The sequence below is a fragment of the Cohnella candidum genome, from assembly GCF_003713065.1.
In the GTDB taxonomy this organism is placed as follows: Bacteria; Bacillota; Bacilli; order Paenibacillales; family Paenibacillaceae; genus Cohnella; species Cohnella candidum.
On record NZ_CP033433.1, the window covers coordinates 887,150 to 905,899 of the forward strand.

At 59.9% G+C, this 18,750-nt stretch carries 16 protein-coding genes and 1 other annotated feature; of the genes, 15 read left to right on the top strand and 1 reads right to left on the bottom strand.

Translation table 11 applies throughout. The features are described 5' to 3' along the window. The first annotated feature begins 29 nt into the window (after nucleotides 1-29). The 6 genes from EAV92_RS04045 to EAV92_RS04070 all read left to right on the top strand — a co-directional run bounded on the left by EAV92_RS04045 (nucleotide 30) and on the right by EAV92_RS04070 (nucleotide 6,270). A complete protein-coding gene (locus EAV92_RS04045; RefSeq protein ID WP_123043561.1) occupies nucleotides 30-482 on the top strand; it encodes a cell division protein SepF in 453 nt (150 codons plus the stop codon). Between the two features lie 7 nt (nucleotides 483-489). Continuing rightward, complete coding sequence (locus tag EAV92_RS04050; RefSeq protein ID WP_123039877.1) at nucleotides 490-759, top strand: YggT family protein; 270 nt, start codon at nucleotides 490-492, stop codon at nucleotides 757-759. A 12-nt stretch (nucleotides 760-771) separates the two neighbouring features. Next, on the top strand, nucleotides 772-1,557 hold the full coding sequence (locus EAV92_RS04055; RefSeq protein WP_123039878.1) for a YlmH family RNA-binding protein: 786 nt from the start codon (nucleotides 772-774) through the stop codon (nucleotides 1,555-1,557). 90 nt (nucleotides 1,558-1,647) lie between these two features. Continuing rightward, nucleotides 1,648-2,133: a DivIVA domain-containing protein gene (locus tag EAV92_RS04060; RefSeq protein ID WP_123039879.1), complete on the top strand. Its 486-nt coding sequence runs from the start codon at nucleotides 1,648-1,650 to the stop codon at nucleotides 2,131-2,133. A gap of 115 nt (nucleotides 2,134-2,248) precedes the next feature. Continuing rightward, nucleotides 2,249-2,516, top strand: a binding site (T-box leader). Nucleotides 2,517-2,564: 48 nt separating this feature from the next. After that, the gene (gene ileS, locus EAV92_RS04065; protein ID WP_123039880.1) at nucleotides 2,565-5,660 is read left to right on the top strand and encodes an isoleucine--tRNA ligase; all 3,096 of its coding nucleotides are present in this window, start codon (nucleotides 2,565-2,567) and stop codon (nucleotides 5,658-5,660) included. Nucleotides 5,661-5,913: 253 nt separating this feature from the next. Then, nucleotides 5,914-6,270 (top strand): DUF5665 domain-containing protein, encoded by a 357-nt coding sequence (locus EAV92_RS04070; RefSeq protein WP_123043562.1) that lies wholly within the window; start codon nucleotides 5,914-5,916, stop codon nucleotides 6,268-6,270. A 9-nt stretch (nucleotides 6,271-6,279) separates the two neighbouring features. Here EAV92_RS04070 and EAV92_RS04075 read toward each other — a convergent pair whose 3' ends face one another. After that, nucleotides 6,280-7,011 carry a TraR/DksA C4-type zinc finger protein gene (locus tag EAV92_RS04075; protein WP_123039881.1) on the bottom strand — a complete coding sequence of 244 codons (732 nt, stop codon included), beginning with the start codon at nucleotides 7,009-7,011 and terminating at the stop codon, nucleotides 6,280-6,282. A gap of 198 nt (nucleotides 7,012-7,209) precedes the next feature. Between EAV92_RS04075 and lspA the strand changes: the two genes are divergently transcribed. From lspA to pyrE, 9 genes are all read left to right on the top strand, one after another. Further along, nucleotides 7,210-7,737, top strand: a complete 528-nt coding sequence (gene lspA, locus EAV92_RS04080; RefSeq protein ID WP_123039882.1) for a signal peptidase II — start codon at nucleotides 7,210-7,212, stop codon at nucleotides 7,735-7,737. Nucleotides 7,738-7,756: 19 nt separating this feature from the next. Next, nucleotides 7,757-8,692, top strand: coding sequence for an RluA family pseudouridine synthase (locus EAV92_RS04085; protein ID WP_241158527.1), 936 nt, complete (start codon nucleotides 7,757-7,759; stop codon nucleotides 8,690-8,692). Between the two features lie 626 nt (nucleotides 8,693-9,318). Next, entirely contained in the window at nucleotides 9,319-10,572 is a 1,254-nt protein-coding gene (locus EAV92_RS04090) for an LL-diaminopimelate aminotransferase (RefSeq protein ID WP_123039884.1), read from the top strand. A gap of 221 nt (nucleotides 10,573-10,793) precedes the next feature. Continuing rightward, nucleotides 10,794-11,390, top strand: a complete 597-nt coding sequence (gene pyrR / locus EAV92_RS04095; protein WP_277424220.1) for a bifunctional pyr operon transcriptional regulator/uracil phosphoribosyltransferase PyrR — start codon at nucleotides 10,794-10,796, stop codon at nucleotides 11,388-11,390. A gap of 178 nt (nucleotides 11,391-11,568) precedes the next feature. Next, on the top strand, nucleotides 11,569-12,873 hold the full coding sequence (locus tag EAV92_RS04100; RefSeq protein ID WP_123039885.1) for a dihydroorotase: 1,305 nt from the start codon (nucleotides 11,569-11,571) through the stop codon (nucleotides 12,871-12,873). A gap of 19 nt (nucleotides 12,874-12,892) precedes the next feature. Beyond that, entirely contained in the window at nucleotides 12,893-14,044 is a 1,152-nt protein-coding gene (carA, locus tag EAV92_RS04105) for a glutamine-hydrolyzing carbamoyl-phosphate synthase small subunit (protein ID WP_123039886.1), read from the top strand. After that, on the top strand, nucleotides 14,031-17,255 hold the full coding sequence (gene carB / locus EAV92_RS04110; protein WP_123039887.1) for a carbamoyl-phosphate synthase large subunit: 3,225 nt from the start codon (nucleotides 14,031-14,033) through the stop codon (nucleotides 17,253-17,255). Before carA ends, carB begins: the two co-directional genes overlap by 14 nt. A 95-nt stretch (nucleotides 17,256-17,350) precedes the next feature. Then, complete coding sequence (pyrF, locus tag EAV92_RS04115) at nucleotides 17,351-18,091, top strand: orotidine-5'-phosphate decarboxylase (RefSeq protein WP_123039888.1); 741 nt, start codon at nucleotides 17,351-17,353, stop codon at nucleotides 18,089-18,091. Continuing rightward, nucleotides 18,088-18,741 (top strand): orotate phosphoribosyltransferase, encoded by a 654-nt coding sequence (gene pyrE, locus EAV92_RS04120; RefSeq protein ID WP_123039889.1) that lies wholly within the window; start codon nucleotides 18,088-18,090, stop codon nucleotides 18,739-18,741. Before pyrF ends, pyrE begins: the two co-directional genes overlap by 4 nt. Nucleotides 18,742-18,750 lie beyond the last annotated feature (9 nt).

Sequence of the window (18,750 nt, forward strand, 5' to 3'; positions counted from 1 at the left end):
GGCAGGACGGACATGGAGGAGGGTATACCGTGGGAGTCATGAACAAATTCTTGAATTACTTGGGCTTGCAGGAAGAAGAGGAAATCGACCGGGAACAAGAGCGCCGTTCGATGCAGGAGGAGCAGGAAATTGAAACCCCGGCTTTCGAGTCGCGTAAGAATGTAGGGAAGAACAATGTGGTCAGCATCCATTCCCAGAAATCCGCCCGGATGGTTCTTACCGAACCGAGAACCTACGAAGAGGCGCAGGAAATCGCCGACCATCTGAAAAGCCGCCGCTCCTGCGTCGTGAATCTCCAGAGAATCCGCCGCGAGCAGGCCATTCGGATCGTCGATTTCCTCAGCGGAACGGTGTACGCTTTGGGCGGCAACATATCCAAGCTTGGACCCGACATTTTCCTCTGCACTCCGGACTCCGTGGAAGTATCGGGCACCATCACGGAAATGCTTTCGGAGGAAGCCGATTATCCCAAAATGAGGTGACTCCGGATTGAATGACGTTAAAAATTTCATCGATTTGCTTTACCAAATCTATTTTTACATGGTCCTGATCTACGTGCTGATGTCGTGGCTTCCAGCCGTACGCGAAAGCTTCGTGGGCGAACTTCTCGGCCGCCTGGTCGAACCGTACTTGCGGCCTTTCCGCCGCCTGATTCCTCCGCTCGGAGGCGTGCTGGACATTTCGCCGATCGTCGCTTTGCTGGCGCTCAATTTCGTCGCGCTTGGACTTAAGGCCATCGTGGATTTTTTCATGCGATAGGAAGGGTGCCGAATGCCCCATCAAGAGATTTACGCTCACTTCCATCCGGATGAGAGAGCTTTCGTGGACCGCGCCTGGGAATGGGTCGAACGAGCCGCCGAACGTCACGAGACGAAGCGGACCGATTTTCTGGACCCCCGCCAGGCGCATATTTTATTTGCGCTGGCGAACCGGCATCCCGACGCCGCGGTCCGGCTGGACGGAGGAAGCGCGGACGCCGAGCGCCAAAGAGCCCTCATCGCGCCGGATTACCGGCCGCTGGAGGATGAAGACATGGGGATCGCCGTTTTGGAGATCGCCTCGGGAGACCGACGCGTGTCCGAGCTCGACCACGGGGATTATCTCGGCGCGCTGCTCGGACTCGGGATCAAACGGGACAAGATCGGAGACCTCCACGTCCGGCCCGACGGCTGCCATGCTCTGATCGCGGAAGAAATCGGGGATTTTCTGGTCGGCCACATGAAGCAGGCCCACCGGGTCGACGTCTCCGTTTCGGTGCTTCCGCTGTCCGCTCTGAAGGAAGTGCGGCCCCAGCTTGAGGAGCAGACGATCTCCGTCGCATCTCTCCGCCTGGACGGCATCGCGAGCGACGCCTTCCGGCTCAGCCGGACGAAAATCGTCGATCCGATCCGCGCGGGCCGCTGCCGGGTCAACTGGAAAACGGAAGAGGATCCGTCCACTCCGCTTCGGGCGGGAGATATCGTTTCGATGAAAGGTTTCGGCCGTTTCAAGGTGATGGAAATCGAGGGCGTGTCGAAAAGCGGCAGAACGAGGGTCCGCATCGGCAAATTTGTGTAGGGCGGGCAGAAGGATTTTCGCCGGTTCCGTCGAATTTAGTCAAAAAGCTCGCCAAGCTTTTGCGGACATTAGAAACGAGGAGGCACACCCATGCCACTATCTCCACTGGACATCCATAACAAGGAATTCGGCCGTCGCCTGCGTGGATATGACGAAGATGAAGTCAACGAGTTTCTCGACCAGATCATCAAGGATTACGAAGCGATGATTCGCGAAAATAAAGATCTGCAAAGTCAGCTTGCGACGATGCAGGAGAAGCTCGGCCATTTCGCCAATATCGAGGAGACGCTGAGCAAAACGATCATCGTCGCCCAGGAAGCGGCGGACGAAGTGAAGAACAACGCGAAGAAGGAAGCGCAGCTGATCGTGAAGGAAGCGGAGAAGAACGCCGACCGCATCATCAACGACTCGCTGGCCAAATCGCGCAAAGTCGCTTTGGAAGTGGAAGAGCTGAAGAAGCAGGCGGCGATCTACCGTGCCCGGTTCCGCGCGCTGGTAGAGACGCAGCTCGACCTGCTCGGCAAAGACGGATGGGAGTCGCTCGACATCCGCGAACCGCGCGAAATCGAAGCATAAGGCAGTACTGAAAGGATCTAGCGCCCGAGCCGCAAAACGAGCTTGGGCGTTTCTCATGATTCGCGCCGCCGTATTTGACAAAGTAAGCGCCAAGCCGTATAACAATAGGTAGTTGGAAAAGTCGAAGACGGGAAACAGTAAGCGGGTTCTCGATCCCAGAGAGTTGGCGGCCGCTGCGAGCCAACGTTCGGGCCCTGCCGAACATCGTCCCCGAGACGCCCCTCGAACGTATCTGCCGACCGGCAGCTGCCAGTAGACGGTGCCGGATGTCCGCCGTTACCGGACGGGCCGATTCGCCGTCGGCCGACAAGTGCCGTTGCCGCGTCCAAGTCACGCGGTCAGACGGAACAAGGGTGGTACCGCGAGCGCGCCTCGTCCCTTCATGGGATGGGGCTTTTTTTATTTTCGTACAACGGAAAGGAAGATGCTGCATGCGTCGCGTCGACGTCAAAGAAAAGGCCAGAACCCGCGAGCTCCGCATTCTGGCGGAATGGGACCGGGAGCAAACGTTCCGCAAGTCGATCGAAAACCGCAAGGGAAGACCGAATTTCGTGTTTTACGAAGGGCCTCCGACCGCGAACGGCAAACCGCATATCGGTCACGTGCTGGGTCGCGTCATCAAAGATTTCGTGAGCCGCTACAAAACGATGTCCGGCTACCGCGTCGTCCGGAAAGCCGGATGGGATACGCACGGGCTGCCGGTCGAGCTCGGCGTGGAGAAGCAGCTCGGCATCTCCGGCAAACAGGAAATCGAGAAGTACGGCATCGAGCCGTTCGTGAAGAAGTGCAAGGAGTCCGTGTTCGAATACGAGCGGCAATGGCGCGAGCTTACCGAAGCGATCGCGTACTGGACCGATCTCGACGATCCTTACATCACGCTGCGCAACGAGTATATCGAGAGTGTTTGGAACATTCTCGCCACGATCCACGACAAGGGCTTGCTGTATCGCGGGCACCGCGTCAGCCCTTACTGCCCGGACTGCCAGACGACGCTTAGCTCGCACGAGGTGGCGCAAGGCTACGAGGACGTTAAGGACTTGACCGCGACGGCGAAATTCCGGCTCAAAGACAGCGGAGAGTTCGCGCTCGCCTGGACGACGACGCCGTGGACGCTGCCCGCGAACGTCGGTCTGGCCGTTAACCCGGACATCGAGTACGCCCGCCTGCGCCAAGGCGATGCAACGTACATCGTCGCGGCTTCGCTGGCCGACAAGGTCATGAAAGGCGAATACGAGACGGTCGGCACGGTTCGCGGACGCGAATTGGTCGGCTTGGCCTACGAGCCGGTATTCCCGTTCGCCGCGGGTCTGGAAGGCGCGTTCCGCGTCGTAGACGCCGAATACGTCACGGACGCCAGCGGTACGGGGATCGTCCACATCTCGCCGGCGCACGGCGAGGACGACAACCGGGTTGCCCGCCAGCATGGGCTGCCGATGCTCATGGTCGTCAACAATGCGGGCAAGTACACCGAACAAGTGACCGACTTCGCGGGGCGCTTCGTCAAAGACTGCGATCTCGACATCGTCAAAGACTTGACCGCGCGCGGCTTGCTGTACCATAAGGAGAAATACGAGCACAGCTATCCGTTCTGCTGGCGCTGCAAATCCCCGCTGCTGTACTACGCGACCGAAAGCTGGTTCATCCGGACGACCGCGGTCAAGGATCAACTGATCGCCAATAACAAGACGATCGCCTGGTATCCCGAGCATCTCCGCGACGGCCGTTTCGGCAAGTTTCTCGAGGACCTCGTCGATTGGAATATCAGCCGAAACCGTTACTGGGGCACTCCTCTCAACGTCTGGGTTTGCGAAACCTGCGGCAAGGAGAAAGCGCCGCACAGCCACGCGGAAATGCGGGCTCTCGCCATCGGTTCGGTGCCGGAGGATTTGGAGCTGCACAAGCCGTATGTCGACGACGTCACCCTCCGCTGCGGTTGCGGCGGTACGATGAAACGGACCTCGGAAGTCATCGACGTGTGGTTCGACAGCGGTTCGATGCCTTTCGCGCAATACCACTATCCGTTCGGCGACGAGAAGGCGTTCGAGGAACAGTACCCGGCGGACTTCATCTGCGAAGGCATCGACCAGACGCGCGGCTGGTTTTTCAGCCTCCTGGCCGTATCCACGCTGTTCAACGGAAAAGCGCCTTACAAATCGGTCATCTCGACCGGCCACGTTTTGGATGAGAACGGCCAGAAAATGAGCAAATCGAAGGGCAACGTCATCGATCCTTGGGAAATCATCAACGAATTCGGCACGGACGCGTTCCGTTGGGCGCTTCTCGCGGACAGCGCGCCGTGGAACAGCAAACGGTTCTCCAAAAACATCGTCGCCGAGGCGAAGTCCAAAGTGATCGATACGCTCGTGAATACCCATGCGTTTTACGCGCTGTACGCGGACATCGACGGCTTCGTGCCTTCGGAGCATCCGGAGCGGGTTCCCGGCAACAAGCTGGACCGCTGGATCCTGTCCCGCCTGAACACGCTGACCGGGGAAGTCCGCAAGGGCCTGAGCGCCAACGATTTCCTGAACCCGGCGAGCGCGATCGAAGCGTTCGTGGACGAATTGTCCAACTGGTACGTTCGCCGTTCGCGAGACCGCTTCTGGGGCACCGGGCTGACGGAGGATAAAATCGCCGCCTACCAGACGCTGAGAGAGACGCTGATGACGCTGTCGCGCCTGATCGCGCCTTACGCGCCTTTCGTGTCGGAAGACATCTACGGCAATTTGGGAGGAGAAGGAAGCGTTCATTTGGCGGACTTCCCGGTGGAGGACGCTTCGGCGACCGACGAGGCGCTGGAACGCGAAATGGCAGCCGTGCGCGCGGTGGTGGAATTGGCCCGCAACGTCCGGAACGAATCCGGCATCAAAACGCGCCAGCCGTTGTCCGAGCTGCTCGTCTCCTTGTCGGAGGATTTCGACCTGGCCGGTTACGAAGACATCGTCAAGGACGAAATCAACGTGAAGCGCATTTCGATCGTGTCGGACGACAGCGGCTTCGTCAGCTTCAACCTGAAGCTGAACCTGAAAATCGGCGGCAAAAAATACGGCAAAAACGTCGCGCCGATCCAGCAGGCTTTGAAGGCTTTGTCCGCGGACGAATCCCGCGACGTCGTTCGTAGCGGGAAGTTCGCGTTCGCGACGCCGGAAGGAGATGCGCTCGAGATTCCGCTCGAGGAGCTGCTGGTGGAGAAAGAAGCCAAGTCCGGCTTCGCTTCCGCTTCGGGCGGCGGCGTCACCGTGGCGCTCAATACCGAGATCACGCCGGAGCTGGAACAGGAAGGCTTGGTGCGCGAAGTGATCCGGGCCGTGCAGGACACCCGCAAAAAAATGAATTTGCCGATCGAGCTCCGCGTAGACTTGGTATTGGACGTGGACGCCGAGACGGAAGCGGCGCTGCGCGCGTTCCCGCACGTGCTGAAGGAAAACGTGCTTGTGGGCGACTTCTCCTTCGGCCGCTCGGAGGAGACGGAATCCGTTCAGGCCGGCGACCGGACGATCGGAATCCGCATCGTCACCGGAGGATAAACCGGGCGGGAAATGCCAACCTAATAGGACATACGAAGAAAACGAGCTCCGTCCGCCGGAGGTCGGCCCCTGGTCGACCGCCCGGCGCGGGCTCGTTTTTTGGCGGAAGGGAGGAAGCGGAATGGCGGAACCTACGGACAAGGAACGGGACGATCGTACGCCGCGGCGGATCACGATCCGGCCCAACCCGAGGCCGGCTGCCGTCGTCAAGGACGGGGCGTCCCGGCCGTCTGGCGCGACGGCAATGTCCGAGATGGCAGCCCCCGGAATAGGCGCCGCGGGCGGAATTACCCCGGCACCTGAGGCGGGCGCGCTGCAAGGCACGCTGTCCCTGCTCTCGGAACGCATCGAGCGTTTGGCGATGGACATGGACAAAGCCCAGCTTCGCGAATACGTGGACCTGGTGCACAAGCCGTGGCTCCTGATTTGGCGGAACTTCATCTCCGGATTGTCGCGCGGGATCGGCATCGCGCTCGGCTTCACCTTTTTCGCGGCGACGATCGTTTGGATGCTGCAAGTCCTGGGCAAACTCAATCTTCCCATCGTCGGGGATTATATCGCCGACATCGTCCGTATCGTGCAACGGCAGCTCCAAATCAATCCTTATTAAAGAAGCGGCTTACCGCTCGTCGTAAATTTCGTCGGGCTCAAGCAGGGGATCGCCTTCGTTGCGGTCCAAATAATGATAGTACTCCCGGTTACGGACGACGGAGACGTGTTTCCCCGTGATGTCCGTGGCCAGAAAGCTCTCGATCGGCTCCACGAAGCCCTCGTTTTCGCCGGCTTCGATATACACGGAGTCGTAATCTTCGATATCGTTATTTTCGGCCATGGCGGGACTATTCGAGTTGCCCCAGGACGCCACGATCTGCCACGCGTCTTCGCCGTCAAAGCCGGTATATTCGGTTGCGTCCAGGCTGGTGCGGCCGAACGGCGGCTGCAGGAACTGCTCTTCGACCGGCCGGCGCGCGGAGGTGTTTTGACGGGGCTCGTGCTCCACACAGCGGTCAGCCGTCGGCAGGGCTTCCAGCCGCTCGGGCGGGATGAATGCCCCGCATTCTTTGCACCGGCCGTACTCGCCCGTATCCATCCGCTCGAGCGCGGCTTCCACGCGTTCAAGCCGGAAAGCGTCCCGTTCCAGCAAGGCGAGGTCTTTGCCGCGTTCGAACGTTTCGGTTCCGAGATCCCCCGGATGGTTGTCGTACGCGGACAATTCGTCTATGGAATCGCGTTGGGCGGAGGACAACTGATAATGGTCGTTCGCGTGCACCCGTTGCTCGAGGTCGCTTTTTTCCTTCAGCAGCCGCCGCCGCAAAGCCTGCATCCGTTCCTGGTTCATCGGAAGGCTCATTGACGCCCACTCCTTTCGTCCTGACACCTATTGTTCTCTGCCGCCGCCGGTTTTACGTACCGCCGGGCGGGGTGAAGATCGGCCAATTCTGCCTTGATTTGCATGGGCATGCCGTTTTCTCCCGGTTCATGGACGCTGGTTCCGGCGATGTGATAAAATGGGCACGTTGGATAATCGGGAGAAGGGCGGAAATCATCCATGCAACGGCGCATTTGGCCCCTTTGGACTTATTACGCGGTCGCGGTGTTGGTGTTTTTGATCGACTACGCGAGCAAAAAAATCGTCGCGAACAACCTTGAATTGAACGACCGGATTCCGGTCCTGGGCAATTTCTTCGTGCTGACTTCGATCCGCAACCGCGGAGCCGCATTCGGGATTTTGCAAGAGCAGCGGTGGTTCTTCATCGTGATCACGGTCGCGGTCGTCTCGGCGATCGTCTGGTATTTCGGGCGGTCTTACCGGACGGGAAGCCGGCTGCTCATGGTCGCGCTGGGCATGATCCTGGGCGGCGCCGTAGGCAACTTCCTGGACCGCGCCTTGTTCGGGGAAGTCGTCGATTTTCTGCAATTCAATTTCGGCAGCTACACGTTTCCGATTTTCAATCTGGCCGATACCGGCATTTGCGTCGGTGTGGCTTTGGTGATTCTGGATTCGCTGCTGTCGTCCAAACAGGAGAAGAACGAGAATGGCAACGGAGAAAAATCCGGCGAAGAGCAGCCCGTCTGAAGAATGGGAGCAGACCGCCATGGAAGAAAATGAACGCATGCACGAATGGACGGTAAACGCGGAACAGGCCGGCGAACGGGCGGACAAGCACGTGACGGATAGCATGGGAGACCCGGCGGTTTCCCGTTCCCAAGTGCAGGAGTGGATCCGCACGGGCGCCGTGACTTTGAACGGTGCGCCATGTAAGCCGAACGCCAGAGTCGCCGAAGGAGACCGGGTGGTCGTAGAAATTCCGGAGCCCGAACCCGTGGAGCTGGTGCCTGAAAACATCCCCCTCGAAATCGTCTACGAGGATGCCGACGTCGTCGTCATCAACAAGCCGAGGGGCATGGTCGTGCATCCGGCCGCCGGCCATCCGAACGGCACGGTCGTCAATGCTTTGCTGTACCTTTGCAAGGACCTGTCCGGCATTAACGGCGTCATGCGGCCCGGCATCGTGCACCGCATCGACAAGGATACGTCCGGTCTGCTGATGGCCGCGAAAAACGACCTCGCCCACGCCTCGCTGGCGGAACAGTTGAAAGAGCACTCGGTCAACCGCCGGTATTTGGCGATCGTCTACGGCGTCATCCCGCATGACCGCGGCACGATTGACGCGCCGCTCGGGCGGGATCCGCAGGACCGCAAGCTGTATACGGTCACCGAGAAGGGCGGCAAACGGGCGGTCACCCATTTCGCCGTGCTGGAACGGTTCGGCGACTATACGCTCGTCGAGCTGAAGCTGGAGACGGGGCGCACGCACCAAATCCGCGTCCACATGAAGTACATCGGCTTCCCGCTGGTTGGCGATCCCGTGTACGGAGGAAGGGCCGGGCGGACGCTCGGCATGTCCGGGCAGGCGCTGCATGCCGGCGTGCTCGGCTTCGTTCACCCGCGGACGGGCGAGTCGCTGGAGTTTTCGGCCCCGATGCCGGAAGATATGGAGCATGCGCTGAACATATTGCGGACGAGGTGAACCTCGGCTGGCGGCAATCAGCGGAAATAGCGGAACCTCGGTTCCGCTATTTTTTGTTGTAGGCAACTGTTCGCCGGACTAGCGAACCACAGGTTCGTTAGTTCGTGCAAAAAGCATATTAGTGACATCCAATGTTGCTATTTTAGTGGTTGAGCGTCTGTTGGGCCATTTAGTGGCACCCAGAGTCGCTATTTCGGCGGAAGAGCGTCTGTTGGGCCATTTAGTAATACCCAGCGTCGCTATTTTTCGTTGAAAGCGGCGACTCGCCATATTCGCTATTTCGGGCGAAAAGGGTGGGTCGGAGCGAATATCGACCCCAGGTTCGTTATATCGGCGAAAAATCGAAATAGCGTCCAAATAACGTACCCTAGGTTCGTTATTTCGCCGAAAAACCGAAAAAGCACCCAAATAGCGTACCCCTGGTTCGTTATTTGGCCGAAATGCCGGTTTACCCTCGGAATAACGGACCCCGCATCCGCTATTTTTTCGTTTCTAGGGACCGTCCTTGCCCGTAATGCGGATTTCTGCAAAAGTTCGTTGCATAAATCCATGGCGGTCGGCGGCCCGGTCAGGCATAGTAAGGGAATCGAATCCTACCGAAAGAAATCCGAAGGAGTGTCGCACAAGTGAGCGTCGAAAAATACCAATCCACCTTCATCCAAGAACAATTCGCGGGCCGCATCGGCGGTTCGAACTACGGGAAAGACACGAACATCTATAAATTCGAGAAAATCAAACGCGCCAAAGCGGCGGCCAAGCAAGCGTTCCCGGACGTCGAGCTGATCGACATGGGCGTCGGCGAGCCGGACGAAATGGCGGATGCGCAAATCGTGGCCAAGCTGGCCGAAGAAGCTTCGAAGCCGGAAAACCGCGGCTATGCCGACAACGGCATCCCGGCGTTTAAGGAAGCGGCTGCCCGTTATTTGAAGAACGTATTCAGCGTCGACGGCATCGATCCGGTCACCGAAGTGCTGCACACGATCGGCGCGAAGCCGGCGCTGGCCATGCTGCCTTCCGTGTTCATCAATCCGGGCGACGTCACGATCATGACCGTTCCGGGTTATCCCGTGCTCGGCACGCACACGAAGTACCTCGGCGGCGAAGTGTACAACGTCAAGCTGACGAAGGAAAACAACTTCCTGCCGGACCTGGACGCCATTCCGGAAGACATCGCGCGCCGCGCGAAGCTGCTGTACTTGAACTACCCGAACAACCCGACGGGCGCCGCGGCGACTCCTGAGTTTTTCGCGAAGGTGGTCGAATGGGCAAAGAAAAACCAGGTCGTCGTCGTGCACGACGCTCCTTATTCCGCGCTCACTTATGACGGCGTGAAGCCGTTCAGCTTCCTGTCCGTGCCGGGCGCCAAGGACGTAGGCGTCGAGCTGCATTCGCTCTCCAAGTCCTACAACATGACCGGCTGGCGGATCGGCTTCATCGCCGGCAATCCGCTGATCGTCAAAGCGTTCGGAGACGTGAAGGACAACAGCGACTCCGGCCAGTTCATCGCCATCCAGAAAGCGGCGGCTTACGGCCTCGACCACCCGGAAATCACCGAAGTGATCTCCGCCAAATATTCCCGCCGCCACAACATGCTGGTTGCGGCACTGAACGAAATCGGCTTCCGCGCCGAGAAACCGAAAGGCTCCTTCTTCCTGTACGTGGAAGCGCCGAAAGGCATCAAGGGCGGCCAACGCTTCGAGTCCGGCGAGGAGTTCTCCCAATACCTCATCCGCGAGAAGCTGATCTCCACGGTGCCGTGGGATGACGCCGGCCGGTTCGTCCGGTTCTCGGTCACGTTCATCGCCCAGGGCGAAGCGGAAGAGCGCCGCGTCATCGAAGAAATCAAACGCCGCCTCACCGATGTCGAATTTGAGTTTTAAAACGCGTATTCTGCCTTGACACCCGTTGTCCGGCATGGGATAATTCCTCTAGTGAATCGGTTGCCTTTAATTCAGTCCCGTGAGGCTGGCAAGGTGGCGCAGGATATCCATAACCCGGACCGTACCATACCCTTATCCCGCTGCGGGAATAAGGCTGGCGGTGCCGCAGGTATGAACAACTGCCGAAATCCCCCTTGCGTCTGACGCAAGGGGGTATTTTTATGGCCGGAAAGCCGGCAGAGGGGGAACAGGACATGCTGGAATCCCGCGTAATCATGGACGAATCGGCCATCCGAAGAGCGCTGACGAGAATCGCGCACGAGATGGTCGAGAAGAACAAAGGCATCGAGGGATGCGTGCTCGTCGGCATCCGGACACGGGGCATTTATTTGGCCAAGCGGATGGCCGAGCGGATCCTTGAAATCGAGGGAGTGCCGGTAGCGGTCGGGGAACTGGACATCACGAGATACCGCGACGACCGGCCCCAGGATACCTCCTCCGGGCAAGTCGCTTCCGCGGAAGACGGAGCGAAGCTTCCTTTCTCCACGAAGGACAAGCGCATCATCCTGTTCGACGACGTGTTGTATACCGGCAGGACGATCCGGGCGGCTCTGGACGCTTTGATGGATTCGGGAAGGCCGCAATCGATCCAGTTGGCCGTCTTGGTCGACAGGGGACACCGCGAGCTTCCGATCCGACCCGACTACGTGGGCAAAAACGTTCCGACCTCGCGGCATGAACAAATCCGCGTATCGCTTCAGGAGATCGACGGGGACGATAACGTACAGATTCTTCACCCCTTGGAAGCGGAAGGATAACGGCTCACACGGAACCTTTTTGGCGAATCTTTATACAAATTCGTGAATTCGACTGCGCATGAGTGACAACGCGAGGTAATAGGTATACAATAAAGTGAATAAAAATTCACATCCACGCGGGTAGTCAGGAATCATACGCCGGAGAACGGGCGCGAAATCATAGGAGGCACGGCAAGGAATGGCGATTTGGATCGTAAACGCGTCTACCGTTGATCCCACGACCGGAGAGCTTTTAAAACGGCATTTGAAAATAACCGACGGGAAAATCGAGTTGTCTCTCAGCGGAGGCGAACGGCCGGATACGGCGGGCTGCGAGGTGGTCGACGCGGACGGCAAGCTGCTGTCCCCGGGCTTCATCGACATGCATGTGCATTTGCGCGAGCCCGGATTCGAGTATAAGGAAACGATCCGAAGCGGCACCGAGTCCGCGGCGAAGGGCGGATTCACGACGATCGCCCCGATGCCGAACACCCGGCCGGTGACGGATAAGCCGGAAACCGTAAAGTTCGTACTGGATAAAGCGGCCAAGGAAGGCGTCGTCCGGGTGCTGCCGTACGCGGCCATCTCGAAGAACGAGCTTGGACGCGAGCTGACGGATTTCCCGGCGCTGAAAGAAGCCGGCGCGATCGGCTTCACCGACGACGGCGTCGGCGTCCAGAACGCGCAAATGATGAAAAACGCGATGGCGCTGGCCCATTCGCTGGACCGGCCGGTGATCGCGCACTGCGAAGACGACTCGCTCGTCGAAGGCGCGGCCGTGACGGACGGGGAATTCGCCAAGCGGCACGGGCTGAAGGGCATTCCGAACGAATCGGAAGCGATCCACGTCGGCCGGGACATCCTGCTCGCCGAAGCGACGGGCGTTCACTACCACGTCTGCCACGTCAGCACGGAGCAGTCGGTCCGGTTGATCCGGCTCGGCAAATCGGTCGGCGTGAACGTCACCTCGGAGGTTTGCCCGCACCATCTGGTTCTCTCCGACGAGGACATTCCGGACTCGATGGACGCCAATTGGAAAATGAATCCGCCGCTCCGATCCCCGAAAGACGTCGAGGCTTGCATCCGGGGGCTTGAAGACGGCACGATCGACATCATCGTGACCGACCACGCGCCGCACAGCGCGGAGGAGAAATCCCGCGGGCTCGCGAAAGCGCCATTCGGCATCCACGGCTTCGAAACGGCGTTCCCGCTGCTTTATACGAAATTCGTGCGCACGGGACGCTGGAGCCTCGGATTCCTTCTTCGCAAAATGACGGCGGACCCCGCCCGGGTGTTCGGGCTTCCGTACGGAACGCTGGAAGCCGGCGCGCCGGCGGATCTTACCTTGATCGACCTGGAGAACGAGCGGGAAGTCAATCCCGAGTCGTTCCTGAGTTTAGGACGCAACACCCCGTTCACGGGATGGAAATTGCACGGTTGGCCGGTTTGGACGATGGTCGGCGGCAAGGTCGTATGGACGGAAGATAAGGGCATCAACCGCTAAACAAGGGGAGTGAGCGAAAATGCAGAAGCAAGCGAGATTGCTGTTGGAAGACGGCACGCTGTTCACGGGACTCGCATTCGGCGCGGAGGGCGCGTCGACCGGCGAAGTCGTATTCAATACGGGCATTACGGGATACCAGGAGGTCGTGTCCGATCCTTCGTACTGCGGCCAAATCGTCACGATGACGTTCCCGCTGATCGGCAACTACGGCATTACGCGCGACGATTTCGAGTCGGAAGCGCCGAACATCCACGGCTTCGTCGTGCGCCGGCATGAGCCGGTGCCGAGCAACTGGCGCGCCCAGGATTCGGTGGATGCCTTGATGAAGGAATACGGCATCATCGGGATCAGCGAGATCGACACGCGGATGCTGACGCGGATTCTCCGCAATCACGGCACGATGAAAGGCCTTCTGACGACGGGAACCGAGCGGATCGAAGAGCTTCGCGAGCGCCTCGGCGCGACGCCGCTGCTGCGCGACCAAGTCGCCCGCACGTCCACGAAGCACATCTACTCCAGCCCGGGCAACAAGGAACGCATCGTGCTGATCGACTACGGCGCCAAGAGCGGCATTTTGCGCGAGCTGACCAAGCGCGGCTGCGACGTCGTCGTCGTGCCGCACGACACGACCGCGGACCAAATCCGCCGCCTGAACCCGGACGGCATCCAGCTTTCCAACGGACCTGGGGACCCGAAAGACGTTCCCCATGCGGTCGAAACGGTGCGGCAATTGATCGGCCAGTACCCGCTTTTCGGCATCTGCCTCGGCCACCAGCTGTTCGCCCTCGCCTGCGGCGCGGATACCGACAAGCTGAAATTCGGCCATCGCGGCGGCAACCACCCGGTGAAGGAGCTCGAATCCGGCCGCTGCTACATCACTTCCCAGAACCACGGCTATACCGTGAAAGAAGAGTCGATCCAGGGCACCGAGCTGGAAGTGACGCACATCAACAACAACGACAAAACGATCGAAGGCCTGAAACACAAGCGCTACCCGGCCTTCTCCGTCCAATACCATCCGGAAGCCGCTCCGGGACCGTTCGACAGCGGCTACTTGTTCGACCGCTTCCTGGACATGATCCGCGAGCACAAGCGCAATAACCCTGAGCGGCCGCGTCAGGCGCAATTGGCGGAGACGCTGAGAGGAGAACTGCAATATGCCCAAAAATAAAGAGCTCAAAAAGATTCTCGTCATCGGCTCCGGCCCGATCGTCATCGGCCAAGCCGCGGAATTCGACTACGCCGGCACGCAAGCCTGCCAAGCCCTGAAAGAAGAAGGCCTTGAAGTCGTGCTGATCAACAGCAACCCGGCGACGATCATGACGGATACGAACATGGCCGACAAAGTCTACATCGAGCCGATCAACCTGGAGTTCGTCTCCCAGATCATCCGCCAGGAGCGCCCGGACGGGCTGCTCCCGACGCTGGGCGGCCAAACCGGCCTGAACATGGCCGTGGAACTGGCCCGCGCAGGCGTGCTGGAGCAGGAAGGCGTCAAACTGCTCGGCACCCAGCTGACGGCGATCGAACGCGCCGAGGACCGTGACCTGTTCCGCGCGTTGATGCGGGAGCTGGATCAGCCGGTACCCGAGAGCGTCATCGTCACGTCCGTCCAAGAAGCCGTCGATTTCGCGAACGAAATCGGTTATCCGGTCATCGTGCGTCCGGCTTATACGCTGGGGGGCACGGGCGGCGGCATCACGGGCAACGAAGAAGAACTGCGCGAGACGGTGGCCAACGGCATCCGTTACAGCCCGATCGGGCAATGCTTGATCGAAAAGTCGATCGCCGGCATGAAAGAAGTCGAGTATGAAGTCATGCGCGACGCCAACGACAACTGCATCGTCGTCTGCAACATGGAAAACATCGACCCGGTCGGCGTCCATACCGGCGACAGCATCGTCGTGGCGCCGAGCCAGACGCTGTCCGACCGCGAATACCAAATGCTCCGCTCCGCGTCGCTGAAAATCATCCGCGCGCTCAACATCGAGGGCGGCTGCAACGTCCAGTTCGCGCTGGACCCGCACAGCTATCAATACTACGTCATCGAAGTGAATCCCCGCGTCAGCCGGTCTTCCGCGCTCGCTTCCAAAGCGACCGGATATCCGATCGCCAAAATGGCCGCCAAAATCGCCGTGGGCTACACCCTCGACGAAATCGTTAACCCGGTTACTGGCCAGACGTACGCCTGCTTCGAACCGACGCTGGACTATATCGTCACGAAAATCCCGCGCTGGCCGTTCGATAAATTCACGTCCGCCAACCGTAAGCTCGGCACGCAAATGAAAGCGACGGGCGAAGTCATGGCGATCGGCCGCACGTTCGAGGAATCGATCCACAAGGCCGTCCGCTCGCTGGAGATCGGCGTTCATCGGCTGCTGCTGAAAGGCGCGAACGAGATCGACGACGCCACGCTCGAATCCCGTCTGGCCAAAGCCGACGACGAAAGGTTGTTCCTCGTCGCCGAAGCGTTCCGCCGCGGCTGGGGGCTGCAGCGGATCCAGGACATTACGAGCATCGATTGGTGGTTCCTCGACAAGTTCGAGCGGCTCGTGCAATTCGAGGACGTCATCCGCCGCGAACCGGGCCTGACGCCGGAAACGCTGTACAAAGCCAAGCGTTACGGCTTCACGGACCGCGCGATCGCCGAACTGCGCAAGGAAGGCCAAGGCGCTTCCGCCGCGATGACGAAGGAGGACGACGTCCGCACCTACCGTCACTCCCAAGGCCTCAAGCCGGTGTACAAAATGGTCGATACGTGCGCGGCGGAATTCGAAGCGTCGACGCCGTACTACTACTCGACCTATGAGACCGAGAACGAAGTGCTTCCGAGCGACAAGCAGAAAATCGTCGTGCTCGGTTCCGGCCCGATCCGGATCGGCCAAGGCATCGAGTTCGACTATTCGACCGTGCATGCCGTATGGGCGATCCGCAACGCCGGCTATGAAGCGGTCATCATCAACAACAACCCGGAGACGGTGTCCACCGACTTCAACACGTCGGACCGCTTGTACTTCGAACCTCTCTTCTTCGAGGACGTCCTAAACGTCATCGAACAAGAGCGTCCGGTCGGCGTCATCGTGCAGTTCGGCGGCCAAACGGCCATCAACCTGGCTGCGCCTCTGTCCCGCGCAGGCGTGAAAATTCTCGGCACGTCGCTGGAAAGCATCGACGAAGCCGAAGACCGCAAGAAGTTCGAAGCGCTGCTCCGCAAACTGGAGATCGCGCAGCCGAAAGGCAGCACCGTCACCTCCGTCGATGAAGCGGTGGGCACGGCGCAACAGCTGGGCTACCCGGTCCTGGTTCGTCCTTCATACGTGCTCGGCGGCCGCGCGATGGAAATCGTCTACTCCGACGATGAGCTGCTGGCCTACATGAAAGAAGCCGTTCAAATCAATCCGGAGCACCCGGTCCTGATCGACCGCTACATGCTCGGCAAAGAAATCGAAGTCGACGCCATCTGCGACGGCGAAACGGTGCTCATTCCGGGCATTATGGAACACGTGGAACGCGCGGGCGTCCACTCCGGCGACTCGATCGCCGTCTACCCGCCGCAATCGCTGTCCGATGACGTGAAGCGCCAAGCGATCGACATCACGATCAGGATCGCGAAGGAACTGAAAACGATCGGCCTCGTGAACATCCAGTTCGTCGTATGGAACGAGAAGGTTTACGTGATCGAGGTGAACCCGAGATCGTCCCGTACGGTGCCGTTCCTGTCCAAGGTCACGAGCGTGCCGATGGCGAATCTCGCCACGCAGGCGATCCTCGGCAAGAAGCTCGCCGACCTCGGATACAGCGAAGGCTTGTGGCCGGAAGACGACTACGTTTCCGTGAAAGTGCCGGTGTTCTCCTTCGCGAAGCTTCGCCGCGTAGACCCGACGCTGACACCGGAGATGAAATCGACCGGCGAAGTCATGGGCCGGGATACGCACTATGCGAAGGCGCTGTATAAAGGCTTGATCGGATCGGGCATGAAAATCCCGCAATCCGGCGCCATCATCGCCACGATCGCCGACAAAGACAAAGAAGAGGCGATCGCGATTCTCAAAGGCTTCTACCGTCTCGGCTACAAGCTGATCGCGACCGGCGGCACGGCCGACGCGCTCGAAGCGGCGGGCTTGAAAGTGCGCCGCGTCAAGAAGCTGTCCGAAGGTTCGCCGAACATCGTCGACCTGATCCGGACCGGCCAAGCGCAGTTCGTCGTCAATACGCTGACGAAAGGCAAAACGCCTGAACGCGACGGATTCCGCATCCGCCGGGAAGCGGTCGAGAACGGCGTCGTCTGCCTGACGTCGCTGGATACGGTAAGCGCACTGCTCAACATGCTGCAGGCGCTCCGCTTCTCCAGCGCTCCGATGCCGGCATTCCAGCAGGCATAACCGAACCAGCATGCCCGGTCTTTCCGCCTCTAAGGCGACGAAGGATCGGGCTTCTATATGGCAAGAGAACGATGAATGAAGGGGGGTTGGCAACAATGTCCGGATTAACGCAAAGCCAAGCGGCGGCCAAAGTCATGGTGGCGCTGGACAAGCCCGATGCCGATGCCGCGCTGAGGCTCGCTTCCGAGCTGCAAGGCGCGGGTTGCTGGATGAAGGTCGGCATGGAGCTGTTCTACGCGGCAGGGCCGGCGGTCGTCCGGGAGCTGAAATCCCGGGGGTTCCGGGTTTTCCTGGACCTGAAAATGCACGACATCCCCAACACGGTGCGAGGCGGCGCGCGGAGCATCGCCAGATTGGGCGTCGACCTGTTCAACGTACATGCGGCGGGTGGAAAGGCCATGATGAGCGCCGCGATGGACGGAGTGAGGGAAGCCTTGGAAGCGGGCGATGCGGGGCAAACGCCGATAGTCATTGCGGTGACGCAGCTGACCAGCACGAGCGAAACGGTGCTGAGGGACGAAATCGGAATCCCGAGCACCGTAGAGGAAGCCGTCGTCCGTTATGCCCGTCTGGCCCGGGAGGCCGGACTGCAGGGAGTCGTCGCCTCGCCGCTTGAAGTCGGCGCGGTGAAACGGGCGTGCGGCACCGATTTCGTCACCGTGACGCCGGGGATCCGCCCGAAGGGCGCCGAAATCGGCGACCAGACGCGCGTGACGACACCGGCGGATGCCGTGGCGATGGGCACCGATTACCTTGTCATCGGAAGGCCGATCACCGGTGCCTCGAGCCCCTCTCAAGCGCTAGAAACCATTTTGAAGGAGATGACCGGAGCATGAGTTCGAGCAACGCCAACCTGGAGCAATTGGCCGGCAATATCGCGGCCGGATTGCTGGACATCGGGGCCGTCAGCCTGAGACCGAACGAACCGTTCACCTGGACGTCGGGCATCAAATCGCCGATTTACTGCGACAACCGGTTGACGATGAGCTTTCCCGCCGTACGCGATCTCATCGCGGAAGGATTCGCGGCCGTCATCCGCAGCGAATTCCCGGCTTGCGAGGCGGTCGCCGGCATCGCCACGGGCGGCATCCCCCACGCGGCTTGGGTCGCGCAGAAGCTGAACCTTCCCATGCTGTACGTGCGGGACAAAGCCAAAGGCCACGGCAAAACGAACCAGATCGAAGGGCATTTTACGCCCGGACAGAAGGTCGTCCTGATCGAGGATCTGATTTCCACGGGCGGCAGTTCGCTGAAGGCGGCCGTCGCCGTTCGCGATGCCGGCTGCGAGGTGCTGGGCGTCGCGGCGATCTTCACCTACCAGTTCGCGAACGCGGCTGAAGCTTTCCAGGCTGAAAACATTCCGCTCCGTACGCTCTCGAACTACACCGCGCTGATCGAAACGGCTTTGGCGAAGGGCACGATCCAGGAGAAAGACGTCGCCCTGCTCCAAGCTTGGCGAAGCGATCCGAAGTCGTTTGGCGCGTGAACGTTTGGG

Coding starts and splice junctions, on each gene's coding strand:
- EAV92_RS04100 (WP_123039885.1), top strand. CDS start 11,569: ATGGCGATTTGGATCGTAAACGCGTCTACCGTTGATCCCACGACCGGA.
- pyrE (WP_123039889.1), top strand. CDS start 18,088: ATGAGTTCGAGCAACGCCAACCTGGAGCAATTGGCCGGCAATATCGCG.
- EAV92_RS04085 (WP_241158527.1), top strand. CDS start 7,757: ATGGAAGAAAATGAACGCATGCACGAATGGACGGTAAACGCGGAACAG.
- EAV92_RS04075 (WP_123039881.1), bottom strand. CDS start 7,011: ATGAGCCTTCCGATGAACCAGGAACGGATGCAGGCTTTGCGGCGGCGG.
- ileS (WP_123039880.1), top strand. CDS start 2,565: ATGCGTCGCGTCGACGTCAAAGAAAAGGCCAGAACCCGCGAGCTCCGC.
- pyrF (WP_123039888.1), top strand. CDS start 17,351: ATGTCCGGATTAACGCAAAGCCAAGCGGCGGCCAAAGTCATGGTGGCG.
- lspA (WP_123039882.1), top strand. CDS start 7,210: ATGCAACGGCGCATTTGGCCCCTTTGGACTTATTACGCGGTCGCGGTG.
- EAV92_RS04060 (WP_123039879.1), top strand. CDS start 1,648: ATGCCACTATCTCCACTGGACATCCATAACAAGGAATTCGGCCGTCGC.
- carB (WP_123039887.1), top strand. CDS start 14,031: ATGCCCAAAAATAAAGAGCTCAAAAAGATTCTCGTCATCGGCTCCGGC.
- EAV92_RS04070 (WP_123043562.1), top strand. CDS start 5,914: ATGGCAGCCCCCGGAATAGGCGCCGCGGGCGGAATTACCCCGGCACCT.
- pyrR (WP_277424220.1), top strand. CDS start 10,794: ATGGCCGGAAAGCCGGCAGAGGGGGAACAGGACATGCTGGAATCCCGC.
- EAV92_RS04055 (WP_123039878.1), top strand. CDS start 772: ATGCCCCATCAAGAGATTTACGCTCACTTCCATCCGGATGAGAGAGCT.
- carA (WP_123039886.1), top strand. CDS start 12,893: ATGCAGAAGCAAGCGAGATTGCTGTTGGAAGACGGCACGCTGTTCACG.